The sequence below is a fragment of the Aquimarina gracilis genome (assembly GCF_035285365.1).
Lineage (GTDB): Bacteria > Bacteroidota > Bacteroidia > Flavobacteriales > Flavobacteriaceae > Aquimarina > Aquimarina gracilis.
In genome coordinates this window covers 449862-465888 of record NZ_JAYKLX010000003.1, presented here as the reverse complement: position 1 = coordinate 465888, position 16027 = coordinate 449862, and the positions used below count along the sequence as shown (strand labels likewise).

Here is a 16027-nt window from a genome sequence, read left to right as displayed (position 1 = left end):
ATCAACCTAATTCTGATAATTCATTACTAGTTACAGATTCTAATGAGGGATTATTTCCCGAATCATTTTCTGAAGGACAATCCTCTTTATCAATATCTACACAAATTTGCCCTGCAGTAAGTATTGACCTTGCCGTTCTTGGGGTTATTTCGGACTTTATTGCCCCTCCATCTCTACTCAATTCTAATTTTGTGATAAAATCCACATAATCCAATTGCTCAACAAAACCAACGATATCTGAAAATATAACTGGCATACCAAATGCTATCTTTTCAGAATCTCCCAAAAACCAAGGTGCCAATAGATTCGTTATATCTTCTTGAAGTTTTTGTTGGTAAAAATTTTCTGATTTACCTGGGTATAATCGCACGCAAATAGTAACGTCTACTGGTTCATATCTAGGATTCATTACTTTAATACGAGCAAATGGAGATATTTTTTTACGAAGGTGACTTCCTATTTTTTCTAACAGACTTACTGGCACTTTGGGTTCTAATTGATTGCCAGACATAAGTTTTGTTAGATCAGGTATTACAGTAATTACCACATAACCAGGAGCAACCTCTAGATCATTACGATACTGCAAAGCAGAAAGCCCCATGGTATGACTTATACACTTGACTTTATAGATTGACGGAAAACCTTCTAAAACAATTTTTTCATAATCATTTAACATTAAACCTCTTCCTTTATGTTTAAGATGTTCACTTACTCTGGTATAAAAGTGACCGGTTTCTTCTGGTTGTCTACCATCGAATGACGGATAAGGTTGTTCAATTTTTTTCACGCTAAAATCACCCTCGGCCAATTTACTTATACTTCCTGATTCTAAAGCCGTATTAAGTCTACTGGTATCATTAAGTTCGCTCAACCTTGCCGAGGCTTTTGCTGCCTGTGTATGAATCCCTATGGTTTCTGCTACGGCCATTGCATTTTCCACGGCTGATGCTTTGATCCAATATAGATCATCTGGCATCAATGTGTTACCGATTTTATTGATATCATCTGGTACTGCAATAGTAATAATTCCTGAAACAGTAAATCCATCGGTCTCATCTGAGATAATATTAAAATCTGGTAATAGTTCTACCCATTTATTGTTGCTCAAATAATGCCAATTAATTTCGGCTCTTTCCATTTCAGAATTTGCGGTTGCTTCGGCCAATTGAAATAATATCGATAATGTGCCTCCTGGAGTTAAATTTTCTATACCAATAAACAAGGTTCCATCATCTATCAAAATTGGAAATAAACTTGGATTTTGTTGGATATCTTCATGTCTTGAAGTATTATCAAACGGATACAAATGGATAATCCCTATATCACTTTTGGTAGCAGAAGCGGTATAATCCACATATAAGTTTTTAATTGCAGGAGTCCAGGGTTCACTTGGAATAAGAGCTTGAGAACCATCTTTATCGAAAAAGCTCAAGATATCAGACTTTTCGAAAATCTCTTCAATATTTAGAAGACCATCGCTTATAGTGGTTGCAATAGTAACCAAATCTCCATCTTCACCTAATCTTTTAAGTAATTCGGTGATAAATTCATTGAATTCTTGGTCTATATCAATTCCTTTTTGATTTAATTCACCCTTGAATGTTTGAAATTTGGTATTGATATCATTAAATCTTTCAACTAGATCCGTAATAACTTTCATTATGGGATCCGTAATATATCCTTCAAGATTTGTGATAAATGGATTAAATTCATTTTGAATATACTCTCCCGTTCCTACTATAAAATCATACACAGCATTAATTTTACCTCGTAGTGAACCAACCACAATAGGGTTATTAGCTTTATCGATGAGGTCGATAAGCTCTTCTATTCCACTTTTAACACTATTGGCAGGACCTAATAAACTATTGGTGTCTGGATCTGCATTGCCAAGTTCTGTAATAATATCGTTAATAACACCCAGTATTCCGTCTGGAGCAGGTTTATTAAGTAACTCTTCATTTAAGCTATTAAAAAGAGCTACCATAGTATCTTCTATTTCATTTACTTTATCATTTAATTGAGGGTCATTTCTACTAAAAAGTTCATCACGAATTTCTGCCAGAGTAGTTAAAAACCCGTTCAATCCATCTAAATCAGCATTTTTAAAATTCTCTAGATCAATTTTGAATTGTTCAAAATTATCCTCAATACAATCGTTGATTTCTTTTATAAGATCATTTAAGCCCGTTATGATTTCATTAATTTCGGTTTCATTTGTTTTTACATAAGCCTCCAAATCTGCAACAACACCCGAGAGTTGTCCTGAAGCTTGTATCGCTTTTCCTAAACTCTCAGAAATACCATCTCCTTCAATTTGCAAATCATCTACAGCTCGAATAATGATTTTATTTGAAGTAATATAAATAGCATCTGTTAATTTAGCAGAATCTTCTTGACCGGTTAAGGCATATGCCAACATTTGTCTTGCCAGTACAAACGGATACTCAGTATGCAAAAAATCTTGATCAGCCAAAGTGAACTTTAAAAATCCATTTTGTGAATTTTTGAAAAAGTCCAATTCTTGATCAAAATCAACAAATGTGTCATTGGCTTTATTCAAAACCTCCCAACCGTAGGTAAGTGTATCGCATTCTAATTCTCCGAAACCATCTGTTGTCTTACCAAAAAGCTCTTTTCTATTTTCTCGCTCTTCCCATACGCCATCTTCTAGAGAATCAATCTTAATTTTAAAATCTTGCTCATTAAGTCCAAGGTTTTCCAATTGTATTTCGGTTTCGTCAATATCATTTGGCCTCTTTAGATAAGCTTTATAGTGATCATTAAAATTATTCGGTTTTTCTTTCCATTCTATATTAACACGTACTGCGTTCCATTTTTTAAAAAGCACCTCTTTGCTCCCGACATAAAAACTAGGTCCTAACAAAGATTCTGGATCTACAGGAATATCTGGGTCGGGATCGGGATCTGGACTAGGATCGGGTGTAGTAAGAATTTGATTCATAGGATCAAAACCAGGAACTTCGGGACGTAAACCGAATGGAAACATTTGACTATTAATATCTAACGCCCCTTCATCATTTTGTACTATCAATTGTTTTACTCCACAAACTTTTACATCAATTTCGGCATTGACCAATTTTAATTTTCGTAAAATCTCATACGCAGAAGCTCTTAAGTCTACCGATGTATCTCTGGGATGTTTCAGATAACATCCATTTGTTGGATCATCAACAGGGTCACAAAGGATGCCTGCTTCCTCATTAATTTCTATTTTTAGAACAGGAAGATTTTTCTTTAGGTCTAATTTTTCTTTGAGTTTTTCTTCATCATAAAACGTTACCGCAGGATCATCTGGACTTAATAAAATATCCAACTCAAACTGAACTTGCCAATCCAATACATTATCTGTTGAAAGCTGGGGTTTATTTTTTTTGACCTTAGGTATTCTAGGAATCCACTCCTTTTCTCCACTAAGCCAGACTTTAAACAAAGGAGTCTCAATCTCTTCTTTGGCAGAATCAATATTTTCGAAACACCTCTTTAAGCTATTTTTATCATCATCTTCAAAAATTGGGATACAGCTAACAGCATCGATAGCCGAAAGAAAAACATCAAGATGTTCAGCTTCAATTGGATAAGGATTTTGTTTGGTTAACAGTCTTGAGATATATCTTTTGGCTTGCAATCCTAGATCACATTCTTCAAGCACTTGATTGTTTAAGTAGTATATTATTCGTTTATCTCCAAAAGTTAATTTATCAAACAATGTGTCTATTTCTCCTTGAGATAAATCAGGAGTACCTTCTTCTGATATTACATTACAATTCAAGAAAACTTTTATATCTCTTTTCCCTTCTTGTAAAAGCAAAACAGGCGACGACAATACAAGTCCCAATCTTGCCTTGGGGTGTTCATCTGGGGTAAAGTTACCCTCTTTTGTATTCTTACTAAATTTGGATCCTAATGTTGACCAATTTGTGGGTTCATCTTTTTTGAATTTTCCTCCCAATCCATCAATAGAATTAGCAATTGGAGCAACATAAACCCCTTCAATACATTGATTTTCTTTAAGTTTATTAAGAGAAAGTGTTCTTACTTCGGCTATTTGTGCTTTGTCTATTATAATTTCATGATCAAGACCAAATGCTATATCCTCGTTATTGCTGTCTTTTCCATTTTTTAGAAGTAAATTTTCTTTTAATAGATATGCATCCAAATGTTTGGCAATTTCAAACACGATGTGAGCTTTATCGGGTACTGCTTTTCTTGGATCAATTTTTAAGACATGTTGATAGAAAAAATCAAGATGTTTTTTGCCTAAGTCATTAATATTAACCTGTAGATTATTGAATAATTCTAAAAAAGTAAATAACAGTCCCAAATGAGGTTGGTGTCTCTTTTGCAGTAATTCTTCTAAGGGTCGTAAAGCTTCCTCAATAAAATCAGGAGCTGTTTCTATAACATCCTGAATACCAGTTAAAAGTTGGTAAAAAATCAGATTCACACTCTCTCCCGCAATTACATAGCCTTCTTTTTTCCCTTTCTTGGATTGTTGTATACATGTATCCAAAGCATGAATATCTATAGGGTTTATCTGCCATGGGAGCGACATAAAACCCATAAAATTCATTTTAGGAACGCATAAAAATGTAGCACTGGCATTGTAAACTTTAATAAAAGATTTAAGCGGTTCTTTAAAAGAAGATTGAATTATTCTAAGTAAAGAAGTTGTATAACTATTTTTTTCTAAATCGGCACTAGAAAACAATACTTGAACAGGAGTTATAAACCTATTCAGAATAAAAATTAAAATTGATTCCAGCGCTTGCTGGGATGGATTATCCCTTAATTCCTCATATAAAACGGTATAATCTGCTTCTATTTCAGAGATTGATATTTTTCCCGTTAAGGCCAACTGAATAGGCAGGCTATTTTTGAAAAAAGAATTCCAGTTATCAATATCTTCAGATTCTGAGAAGGGCTCACTTTCTTCTATATACTCATAATGATTAATTTGAAGTGCATATTTACTAATTATATATAATCTATCTGCCAACGTTTTTCCATCGATCGGTGCAGCATTGGTACTCAATGCATCGATAACCCTGGTTCTTTGGCTTGTCCCTGTTCGATCTATTAAGGGATGAGATATTTCGGATGGGTTTTTCATTTACTCATTTTATTTATATCCTTTGATCGGCTTCCCTTAAATAGAAATCATAAACATAATTATATCTAGTATTTGTTTCTTCGATTTCATAATGTACCGTGATTTTTAATAATCCCTCTATCAATTCAAAGGAATCGGCTTCAGTAATATCTACTTTCTCCAATTTTATTCTAGGTTCATAATATAAGATAGCTCTCTCTACCAAATCTTTTAAAAATCCAATTAGGGAACTATCCATACTTTCGAATTGATAATCTTTAAGGTCACATCCATAATCTGCCTGCATTACTCGCTCTCCTAAACTTGTTGAAAGTAGTATCTCGAGACTTTGTTCTATATCCTTTTCGGCACTCACCATGGTTACAGTTTTGCTTTCTTTATCAAAACTTGGTGGAAAAGACCATCCCGTACCTAAATATGCTTTATCTGTATTCATTTGTTTTTTTTTATCCTCCAATCATTACTGTTGGAAATCCTTGTACTATAACACCAGAATGTGCAGTAGTATCTCCCATTCGCGCCGCTGGCTTACCCCCTATTAAAACTGTACCAGAGCCTTTTACTATGGTATCGGGCGGTCCAACGCACACGCACATATCTCCAACTACTGCAGCCGGTTGGCCACCGATTAAAACGGTAGGAACAGATGGTCCTGATATAGGACCCCCTACATGAGGGACCGTTCCGGTTACTAATGGACAAGTATGCATATCTGCAATTCGTGCTGCTGGTGGCATAGTTTATTGTGGTTTTGTTTATTAATTTATTTTTACTAACGACCCTTTGATCTCGGTTATACCATCTGCAGAAACGGTGGTTGTAGCACCCTTGGCTTCCATACTTGCACTTGCTTTTGCAGATATTTGAGTAGCTTCTAGGGTCATATTCATTCCGGCTTTTATATCGATATTACCTGTAGCTTCTATTTTTATATCTCCCGGGCTATTTATACTAATTCCATCGGGATCCATTACAGCTATATTACTGTTTTGATCTTCTATCGTTATCGAAGTAGAATCTTCATCCAATACAATTCTATTGCCTTGAGGTGTATCTACTGTGATTGTTTTGGTCTCGTCATGAAAATGTAATCGCATCCCAGAACGAGTTACAAATCCTTTTTCGTGATTTACATCTTGTGCTTCTATAGGAGCTGGTTTTGCACTACTGTGTAACATACCAAGTACTACGGCATCACGAGGATCATCATTTATAAAGCCAACAATTACCTCGTCTTCAATCTCTGGAAGAAAAAAAGAACCTCTTCCTGCTACTCCATCATCTGCCGAGCCAGCATCTAGTGTGGCGATTCTTGCCCATACTCCTCTTGCAGAGTTATCAATAATTGGTAATCTTACCAATATCCTATTTTCTCCTTCTGGATCATTTTCTAATTGTACAACCTTTCCAATTTGTAAACCATTAATAGCGGGTACCAATCCTGAAGCAGGCGCATCTGTAATGTTTTTGTGGATATGGGAAAAACAATCTGGATGTACACCAAATTGTGCCTGAGTGAACCAAGATCCGTTATATATATCATGTCTAACCGCAGAAACGTAAGCATTTCCTGTAAATCTAGTTCCTAAACCTTGTAGTTCTAATAATTGACCGGGTTTAATTTCGCCAAAACCTATAAATTTTGCTCTTCCGCGAATTTTGGACAATCGACTTGTTTGCAATGTAGATTTGGCCCATTCTTGTAATTCTTCGACAATGGCTTGACCTGAGTGTCTGAGTTCAAATTGTTGAGGACTTATATCACTAGCCAAAGTGCCTCCTTCTACATTCCCAAGTTCATTAACAGGAACACTATCTGTGGTAAATTCAAACATATCTTGTCCACCATAATCCCATGATTTTGCTTCTACCGATGTCCATTGATTCCTGGCATCCATTTCTGCTTCAAAATCAATTAAAGTCGAACCAAACAATACCGCCAATGCAGCATCTCCACTAGTTTCTGGTGCTTTAATAATGACCTTCCCATCATCAACTACAACCAACTTCCCATTGGCCTCTGCTCTCATTAATAAAAAATCCCAGTCTGTAGCATGATATTGCACCATTTCGAGATGTTTGATATTTGTAGCTTCGACGTCTTTACTTAACCCAGAGTATCTGCCAATTACCTCCTCCATAATCTCACTATCCTTGCGCTCTTCATAATAATAATTGTGTCGCCCCAGTGTCATTTTTACTACCTCATCTCTGCAATCCAGGGTTAAGCGCGTTTCGCCACTTTCTAATATTTTTATGGCATGCTTAACAATTACCCCTTTAAAGAGTTGTTTGTTTTCGCTATCTCGTCCTATTTTTAATACAATTGATTTCCCTGGCAGGAATTCTTCCTCTTCACTAATTTTGAAGGTTTCTGTAGCAGAATCACCGTCTTTTATGACAATCTTGGCCGTTGGGATTTTATTTATTTCTTTTGAAATAGAAATTGATAATATTTGATATCCAGGATCGACCACTTGTCCATCTATGAGTATATCAAAAGTGGCTACATTATATGCTGCTTCTACCGGTATTTCTCTATCCTTCATGAGCTTGTTTTGTCTAGTGGTGGAAAAACCAATTCATTTCCTGGCGTAATTCTTCTGAACGATGTTAACCCATTTGCCTTTGCAATTTGGGTAACATATTTAACGTTATTGTAAATCTCAAAGGTCATATTATCAAGTCGATCACCAGCTTTAACCTGTCTTGAACGCGTTAAATCCGGAGATTTCTTTTTTTCTCTTGCAACACGTTCTTGTTGCGCTATGTAATTCAAAAAAGTAGCACTTGCCTTTACTCGCAAAGGATCTCCGTTGGGCTTAAAAAGAGTATAATTAAGATCTAGGGATGAAAGTATACAGGTAAACTTGAAACCATCCCCCCAATGCACCTTTAAGAAATGTGGTCGATGTATTTCTCCATTCATATTATACACCGTATTCATAAAAATCTTCAATTGGTCTTTTACTGGTAACGGTGATTTTTCTGGAGCCGCATCTCTTTGAGCATTTTTATCCAATTTTGAATTATATCCCTGAATGGTGTTGGTTCCATCAAAAATGAATTCAAGTTTTAACTCTTCTGGCTTTGTTCCTCTATATTTGGCATCGGTACTTTGGTTACCCTGCCCTTGATCCAGGTTTAATTCTACCTTAAAATTTTGGGTAAAGCTTTCTGGGTTTACAGGCAAAAAAATTGGATTTGGTGTAATTTTAGATTTGGAAGCATTCGAAAAATTTTCTTTATCGAATGCTTCTATAGAAACTTTAATTAATTGTCCTGTATCTTCCATTAACGTTCGGATTTTTCTTTTAAAATTTCGAAAACCTTATCCACAATCTCATTAATATTGGCTTCTTTCATCTTACCGGCTGAACCTGTATCACCAGTTGAACCCGTTTGATTACTCACGGTTGTCTTGATTACCAATTCTCTAATTTCTAAAGGCATACTGCTTTTATTTTATTATTTACTCGTTAGCTTGAAATAATTATAATTAAGCTCTAAAGTTTCTATAAGTACTTCACCTTTTTCGGCATTTAACTCGCCTACCTTCCAGCTAACTGGCCAAACATGAGAAAGCTCCCATTGCATTAATACGGTACTGTTTTCATTAAGTAACTCTACATTTACGGTTCCGACAGGAGTAACTTCAAGGTTTTGAAAAGCTTTTTGACACCATTGTGTTAAACCAGAATCTTTAGGAGTAAGAATTCCTCTTTTTAATGTTAAAGGAGAATACTTTCTTCTACCTGGTATACTGTGTTCAAACCTATTTTCTCCTCCCTCTTTTAAGGTTTCTTTTTCAATTTGCACATCAAGGCCAGATACAGACTGAAACTTGACATCTACATCTTTACTTTCGGGCAGATTCAAAAAAGAAACACTAAAATGAAAACCAACTATTTGATACATTGAGATTTAAAGTAAATGTTTAAAAATTACTATTTCGCTTCCAGAATCGTTAAGCCTTCATGCACCAATTCCATAGTTTCTATTGCTACTTCATTTGCATCAGCTTTTAAGTCGGTTGATTGTACCTTGCTAGGCCATGCATTTTCGAGTATCCAAGTAATAATAGGCTCATGGCTTTCGTTAAGGAGTTTAATAGTAACCGGACGTCTGAATAAAGATCCTGTATCGTTACCTTCCTGAAATAAATATGTTTTTTGCCATTCTGTAAAGAAATCGAAATCCCCTTGAAAGGTTCCTCTTTTTAAGGTAACATTACTATACTTGGTAAGACCAGGTTGCTTTGTCTTATTGTATTTTTTACTATGTCCTTCTCTATACTCGATAACTTCAGTTTCAAAATCTAATCCACTTACTTCTGTAAATCCGATTCGAAAACCATCACCCCATTCTACCTGGAAATGAAACTTTGGTATTGGATAATCGCCTATTGCTGCCATGTTGTTATTTTTTTGTATTTATTTTTAAAAATTATTTTGCATTTTCTGCTGCCTCTGCGGCGGTGATTGCCTCGATAAGACTTGTTTTATGTGACAAACTCTTGTCACTTTCTTTCTTACTTTGAACCCACTCTTTTCTGAGTCTCTCGGTTTCATTGATAGCTACTACAAGGTCGCTCTCAATATTATTGTAATAATCGCTATCGTTAATAGGGAATTTTGGCATTGGTTTTACTATCATATCATTGCATGGATAAGAATAGCTATTGTCGTGGTCATGTCGTGGTCTCTTTTTTCGAGTTTTTTTACCGTCGTCGTTGTCATCATCGTCGTCGTCACCACTAGGATAATCACCATAATCCCCACCCATAGAATCATCTCCTTTAAAAATATCTTCTAAATCTTCTATTTTATCCTCTAGACCACCATCTCCACATATTGCTACCGATAAAAGACTTGCACACTTATAGGTTTCTAATAGCTGCTTTAAAATTGCATCTTGCATATCACAAACAACAATTATTTTTTGCTCATAAGTTTCTATGCACTTCATGACTTCTGCCTTATCTTCATCACTAGAATTCTTAAGGCATTCTATTGTCTTTTTAAAATCGACAATCATGTCTTTTAGCCCTTCCTTCTTGCTCTGATATGTAAAAAAGCAATCAAAGATTGATTTTCCCAATCCCAAAAGTTGTTCTAGAGCATCTGTAGTCACTTCCGAATTATCGCATACAAGTTTGGCTTGTTCCAAAAAGAACTCCAATTCACGAAGAACTTCATTTGCCTTTTCATCTGTATCCTTTATTCTTTCGTCCCAGTTTTTAAGTCTGTTTTGCCAACCTAACGAATTCAAATATTCCTCTTCATCTTTTGAAGTTTCTGCACTTAATTTGTTGTATTCATTGCTAACATCTTCTAACTTTTCTCTCCATTTATCCAGGCAATCTTGAGCATCTGGATCATCGATACCTCTGTCTTCGCAGCAGGTTCTGTCTTTTAAGAAATCTATCATGATTATTATTTTTTTCTAATTATTTTTTTAAACATTAATCCATATCCTTTGTTTGCCTTTTTTGACGTCTATCCTTTTTTCTTTGGTCGTACCTCTCGCCATGATGAGAATCATAACAGTCTGTTGTTTCTCTACATAAATCCAACGGATCTTCTTTGTACTCACCTTTACACACATAGTCTATAACACACTCCAGACCTTCATACTTAACGGACTCTGTCTTTTTGTTACAAACAATTTGAGCAAGTTCATCTGCAATGACATTAAGCTCTTCGCGACATTTGGTCACATCTTCTGAGGTTGATGAAATATTGCTTTCTACTGTGCTTTTAAAACCGCTCATAGCTGTAGAGGTTTTTGTCATAAACTCTGTCAAACTATGTGTATTGGTAAATGTTTGAATACCAGCTATAGTTATAACCGAATCGTGAGCATTTTGTCCTTTTTCATTAAGCTTTGTGGTCTTTTCTAAGATATCTTGTAGCTTTTTGTATGCTTCTTCTTTTTCATCGTCTTTCTTAGATTTACCAGATTTCGGTAAAATCTTATTCTTAAAACAATTAGACAATGCACATGCTGCATCATTGGCTTCTTCTATCTTAATACGCATTTGATTCAAGAGTTTTGAAGATTCTTTTATAAGAGCTTCAATCTGATCATCTTTTGCGTTATACTCATTTATATTTGTTTGGATCACTTCTGTCTTTTTAGAGCTTCCAATAGCGACACAACTCATTATATCTTGATAAACCCCATGAGATTCTTCGGCTTTATCCAAACCACATACCTTATATCTACGAGCTGCTTTTTTAGACTTTTTAAGTATCTTATAAGCATCACGCATGCTTCCAGCGGCTTTTTTCTCGTTTTTTATGCCCGTTAAGCATTCACATATCACCGTATCGGCGTTCCGTAGATTGCTATTTTCATTATTATTCTTGCTAGCCATATTTGATTGTTTTATGGTTTATTGACTTTACTCGGATAACATTTTATGGCTAAACCTTAAAATGATAAATTCTGCCGGTCTTACTACTGCCATTCCTATCTCAACGATCATTCTTCCTTCCCAAATATCTACTTCATCCATTGTTTCGTTAAGCCCTACCTTTACAAAAAAGGCTTCTTCGGGAGTAGTTCCCATTAATGCTCCAGCTCTCCATTGTTGCACCAAAAAGTTATCGATCATAGATTTAACTCTAGACCAAGTATTTATATCATTAGGTTCAAATACAAACTGAATAGTTGCTTTCTTTACAGATTCTTCGACCATATTAAAGAACCTTCTAACGGAAACATATCTCCATTCATTACTGTTTCCAGCAAGTGTTCTTGCTCCCCAAATTATTGCAGAACCTCTTCCTACAAATGAGCGAATTGCATTAACAGATTTACCTCCGTTAACATGTACATTAAGCCCTTGTTGTTGCTTATCGGTAATTTTCACCATGGGTCTAATAGCAAGATCGACACCCACATTGGCTGGTGCTTTCCATACTCCTCTTGCATTATCTACAGTTGCATACTGCCCTACAACACCTGGTGAAGGAGGCATTTCCATGGGTAAAATTCTAAGGGCGTTCTGAGCCTGAAAATACAATGCGTTATTTTCAGTTTTCAAATCGGCTAGATTAGCCGCTGTTATCCCCGTTCCTTCGATTGTCACATTACCGTCTCCCGGGCCTTCACCCCCATAATAATAGTTCAAAGTAGTTTCAAGGTTTGGAAAATAAGCTGCTCCATATTTCAGCGTGTCTTCTTCTCCTGTTATTCCTCCTTGATCAGAACGTAATCCTTCTACGTGATCTATTATATCTGGATTTTGAGGATCTGGCCATATATCTATAACCGCAAAGCGATCTTGTAACTCGGCACACATATCCAACGTAGCGCTGTACAATCCATAAAAACTTGCCTGATCTACGATTCCTTGTGCATCTGGATAGAGATATAATGTTATTTCATCGATTTTTTCAGTAGCATTTAGCCCATCTTCAAGGGCATCATTGCTAACCACGCCACTACTATAATCTCCAACTGCTACAATCCAACACGGTCCCCCTCCATTAGCAAAAAACATTTGTAATGCATAATACATCTTATACTTTGATTCTAAGGCTTTATCTATAGAGGGCTGTATAACTGGAGTAGGCGACTCAGGGTCTTCAATCTTCACTTTTAACCCTGTTTCTACTGCTGGCATCCCATAAAGACGCTCATATTCGAGTAAGGAGCGTATACGTTTAGGCTCAAGCAATAATTCCTCTCCTGTTCTTTCATCTATTGCTTTTTCAGTATACCCAATAAAAGCGGGAATTGCTGTTTCGACCTGTGCGATCGATGGTGGAAGTTTTGGAATTTCTTCTATATAAACTCCTGGTGTGTTGTACTTCATAATATCAATTTTATAAAAGTTTTATTTTAATTATTCAATAATCTATTAGATTGACTGATAAAGATCTCTGAAAAAATTCTGTCTTTCTCGACTTTGATAGCAGGCATTCGCGGATGTGGCAAAAATTTGTTTGATGATCCTTTAATGAAAGGAACTAATGTTTCTGTTAAACCTTTCGGGTCTTCAGAAATTAATTTCTCGAGTGCAAGATCTGGGTCTGGTTTTAAGAATGGTGAGGTGTTATCTGCATCGTCATTACTAAAACCTCCGTCCTTATTATATCTCCAATATGTTTTTCTGTTTTTGAGTCGTATTTCAAAAATGGGATGAGAAATTTTATCATCACCAGCAGTAATTCTGGTTTTAAGATATCCTTCGTTATCTAACAGACTAAAAGGAGAATCTAACTCATCTAACCTAATATCAACTACCGCAAAACTGTTTTTATCATAAACTTCATCGTTTAAATACACCGTATATGCAACAGCGGGTTCTTCATTGGCACTTATTTTTAAAGTGTAGATCCCATCAGGAATTATGTCTGAATCTTGATCATTTTCATCAACTCTTGTTAAGTTTAAAAACACATTTTCTATTCCTTCAGAACTTGTTTCATTGATTGTTTTTATTTCATTGTCATCTTTATCAAAAAGCACAAATTCTATTTGCTCTACATTGGATTCGTTAACTAAAAAATTGAAATTATGAGGTAACAATATTCTATCGGCATTACTTACAAACCGCTTATCATCTACATCGATCCAATGATCAGGATTTGTACCATCGGTATATTGGATAGCCTCCCGAACTGTACCTCCAAAATCAATTAATGCCCCCATTTCATAGGTTATTCCGTTTTGTGGTGTGTTTACTTTATTTGAAATTGGTAACGACTTATAAGAACCTTCATCAAATTCTTCTTTATCCTTGTTAGTGAAATAATAAATAGATGGTAGTGTAGGTCGTAAGCCAATATTAGTAACACTTTTAAAAAAAGATGCTTGTGGTTTTATAGAAAATGTAAAATTTAAATCATTCTTCAGTGCTATACGAGGTTTATACAACGTATCGCCAGCTTTGTTTTCAACTTTTATCTCAGTTCCCACTATAAATCCAAGAGACGTTTTTGCTATAAGCAATTTATACTCGCTCATCCTTTTTTTGGTATCTCCGACTGGTTCTATAGAAAATAGGTCCTTGATATCATAAATATTGCTAGAAAGTTTCTTTGAAATAAGTTCGTCTTTCTCGGTTTTGTTTCTATCAAAAAAAGAAATACTCTTTACAGGCGAGGGCTCAAATTTTACAGTTGTCAAGAAATAATCGTGCAAGATCACAACCTCAAATAACCTTTTAAAAATGATTGTACTTCCCATGGTAACTATTTATATCTCTTATCAGCTATCTGTTCTAATTTCTTCTATTATAGGCGCAATTACTTTGGTATCTTCTTGGATTTTCACTAATCTGATTTTATACATAGCAAAAGGCACCTGCTTGCCCCCTAGCGAGCCCCATAAATGGTTGATTTGCTCGAATGTTAAAGTGTATAACTCTACATTAAGTCTTAAATCATCTTTTATCTCTTGCAGTATATTAGTATCATTAGAAATGGTTGTAAATGGGGAGTTCTTTATGGTAAAATTCTTCTTGGTCTGAAAAAATTGAATCACCAAGGAAAGTCTATGTAATGCAAACTCATATGCATCCTGCAGATCTTGACCAAGAGTGGAAGATATCAATATATACAAGTTTAAAAAAACAGGGGGCTCTACATATTTTATCCCATTGGGTGTTTTTAAGGCATTACTCCTATTTTTTAAGGTACTCTCTTCTTCGGTGTTTACTAAAGTGATCACTAGCTTATTACTCAAATCACTTGAGTTTTCGCTTTCCATCAAAGCGATATTGTGTAGGATGATATCATCCTGAGTGATAGAATCTCCCGGTCTTTTATTACGAAAGACATACTCACTCAGTTCATCCCTTAATAATTTTAAGGCTAAACCGATCATAAAAACTAATACTAATATGACAAGTAATTTTTGGGGTATTGATCAAAATTACTTGAAGCAAAAACTGCTAATAAAACTTGACGATTCCTGTTTTCAACAATGAAAAACTATAAATCTTGCTCTATCAAAATTTCTAAAAATTTCTAAGGAAAGCAATCCCTAAAAATGGGGATTTATTCTTATAAAAATCTTGTTAACACGCAGTTAATTAAATTATAAATCCAACACTTTAGACGCTTCTTTGATCAGTTGAGCGGTGTTTTTTACCTGAAATTTTTGTATCAAGTGTTTGCGATGAGAAACAGCTGTATGATTACTAATAAAAAGTTTGTCTGCTATTTGCTTTGAAGAAAAGCCATTTGCTATCAATTTTAGAACTTCTTCTTCTCTTGAAGATATTCCGGCACATTGATTTCTGAAAAAATTATAGTTTCTTCGTCCGCCATGCCTTGTTAAACAACGTTCTATCTCTTCTTGGTCTGATACATCAAAAAGATAGTTAAGAGCCAATTTTTGTCCCTTTAATCTGAATTCTAAAATTTCGTGTTTTATATACCTTTTTTCTTCTTCTGAATTGCGTACATGATATTCTAAAGTAAGCTTATCTTTTGCAAAAGGCTTCGAGAAGTAATTATCTATTTTATCTTTTGTATAGTGAAGTTCTCTGGAAGGAATTATGGAATATAAAAAATTCCACCCTCCGCAAATTAATTGTTGGGTATTGTAACCGGTTACGCTTTCAAAAACTTTGTTGCAGTATAAAAATCTATTTTCTCTAATTAGATAAATTGCTATTATCAAGTTCTTTGACAACTCACAAGTATCAAAAATTTTTGACATTTTGGCGACAAATGTTGACTCCTCCTCGTACGGGAGAGGCATAGTTTTAGAGTAAAGGTTCATAAGAGTAAAATTGTTTAGTGTGAAATAAATTGGTTTTAATTGCTGTTATAAAGTTGGAAATTTATTTCATTAAATACAAGCATATTAACAGGGGTTTTGCCTTATTTTTAGAGGGGTTATTTCCCTATAATTTAGAATTTTATTGCCTCT

The 16027-nt window shown here is 35.0% G+C and carries 14 protein-coding genes; all 14 read right to left on the bottom strand.

Features of this window, described 5'->3' with window-relative positions:
• Position 1: 1 nt before the first annotated feature.
• Entirely contained in the window at positions 2-5134 is a 5133-nt protein-coding gene (locus U6A24_RS08050) for a hypothetical protein (RefSeq protein ID WP_324179431.1), read from the bottom strand.
• Positions 5135-5147: 13 nt separating this feature from the next.
• Positions 5148-5570: a GPW/gp25 family protein gene (locus U6A24_RS08045; protein ID WP_324179430.1), complete on the bottom strand. Its 423-nt coding sequence runs from the start codon at positions 5568-5570 to the stop codon at positions 5148-5150.
• 10 nt (positions 5571-5580) lie between these two features.
• Entirely contained in the window at positions 5581-5871 is a 291-nt protein-coding gene (locus U6A24_RS08040) for a PAAR domain-containing protein (protein ID WP_324179429.1), read from the bottom strand.
• Between the two features lie 21 nt (positions 5872-5892).
• Positions 5893-7683 (bottom strand): type VI secretion system tip protein VgrG, encoded by a 1791-nt coding sequence (gene vgrG / locus U6A24_RS08035; RefSeq protein ID WP_324179428.1) that lies wholly within the window; start codon positions 7681-7683, stop codon positions 5893-5895.
• Positions 7680-8429 (bottom strand): CIS tube protein, encoded by a 750-nt coding sequence (locus U6A24_RS08030; RefSeq protein WP_324179427.1) that lies wholly within the window; start codon positions 8427-8429, stop codon positions 7680-7682. Before U6A24_RS08030 ends, vgrG begins: the two co-directional genes overlap by 4 nt.
• Positions 8429-8587, bottom strand: coding sequence for a DUF5908 family protein (locus tag U6A24_RS08025; protein WP_324179426.1), 159 nt, complete (start codon positions 8585-8587; stop codon positions 8429-8431). The genes U6A24_RS08030 and U6A24_RS08025 overlap by 1 nt, the downstream gene beginning before the upstream one ends.
• 15 nt (positions 8588-8602) lie before the next feature.
• Positions 8603-9052 carry a phage tail protein gene (locus U6A24_RS08020; RefSeq protein WP_324179425.1) on the bottom strand — a complete coding sequence of 150 codons (450 nt, stop codon included), beginning with the start codon at positions 9050-9052 and terminating at the stop codon, positions 8603-8605.
• 29 nt (positions 9053-9081) lie between these two features.
• A complete protein-coding gene (locus tag U6A24_RS08015; protein WP_324179424.1) occupies positions 9082-9549 on the bottom strand; it encodes a phage tail protein in 468 nt (155 codons plus the stop codon).
• A gap of 31 nt (positions 9550-9580) precedes the next feature.
• Positions 9581-10564 carry a hypothetical protein gene (locus U6A24_RS08010; protein ID WP_324179423.1) on the bottom strand — a complete coding sequence of 328 codons (984 nt, stop codon included), beginning with the start codon at positions 10562-10564 and terminating at the stop codon, positions 9581-9583.
• Between the two features lie 34 nt (positions 10565-10598).
• Positions 10599-11513: a hypothetical protein gene (locus U6A24_RS08005; RefSeq protein ID WP_324179422.1), complete on the bottom strand. Its 915-nt coding sequence runs from the start codon at positions 11511-11513 to the stop codon at positions 10599-10601.
• 27 nt (positions 11514-11540) lie between these two features.
• Positions 11541-12959, bottom strand: coding sequence for a phage tail sheath family protein (locus U6A24_RS08000; protein WP_324179421.1), 1419 nt, complete (start codon positions 12957-12959; stop codon positions 11541-11543).
• Between the two features lie 26 nt (positions 12960-12985).
• The gene (locus tag U6A24_RS07995) at positions 12986-14335 is read right to left on the bottom strand and encodes a hypothetical protein (protein WP_324179420.1); all 1350 of its coding nucleotides are present in this window, start codon (positions 14333-14335) and stop codon (positions 12986-12988) included.
• A gap of 21 nt (positions 14336-14356) precedes the next feature.
• Entirely contained in the window at positions 14357-14974 is a 618-nt protein-coding gene (locus tag U6A24_RS07990) for a DUF4255 domain-containing protein (RefSeq protein ID WP_324179419.1), read from the bottom strand.
• A 213-nt stretch (positions 14975-15187) separates the two neighbouring features.
• On the bottom strand, positions 15188-15814 hold the full coding sequence (locus U6A24_RS07985) for a response regulator transcription factor (RefSeq protein WP_324179418.1): 627 nt from the start codon (positions 15812-15814) through the stop codon (positions 15188-15190).
• Positions 15815-16027: the final 213 nt, after the last annotated feature.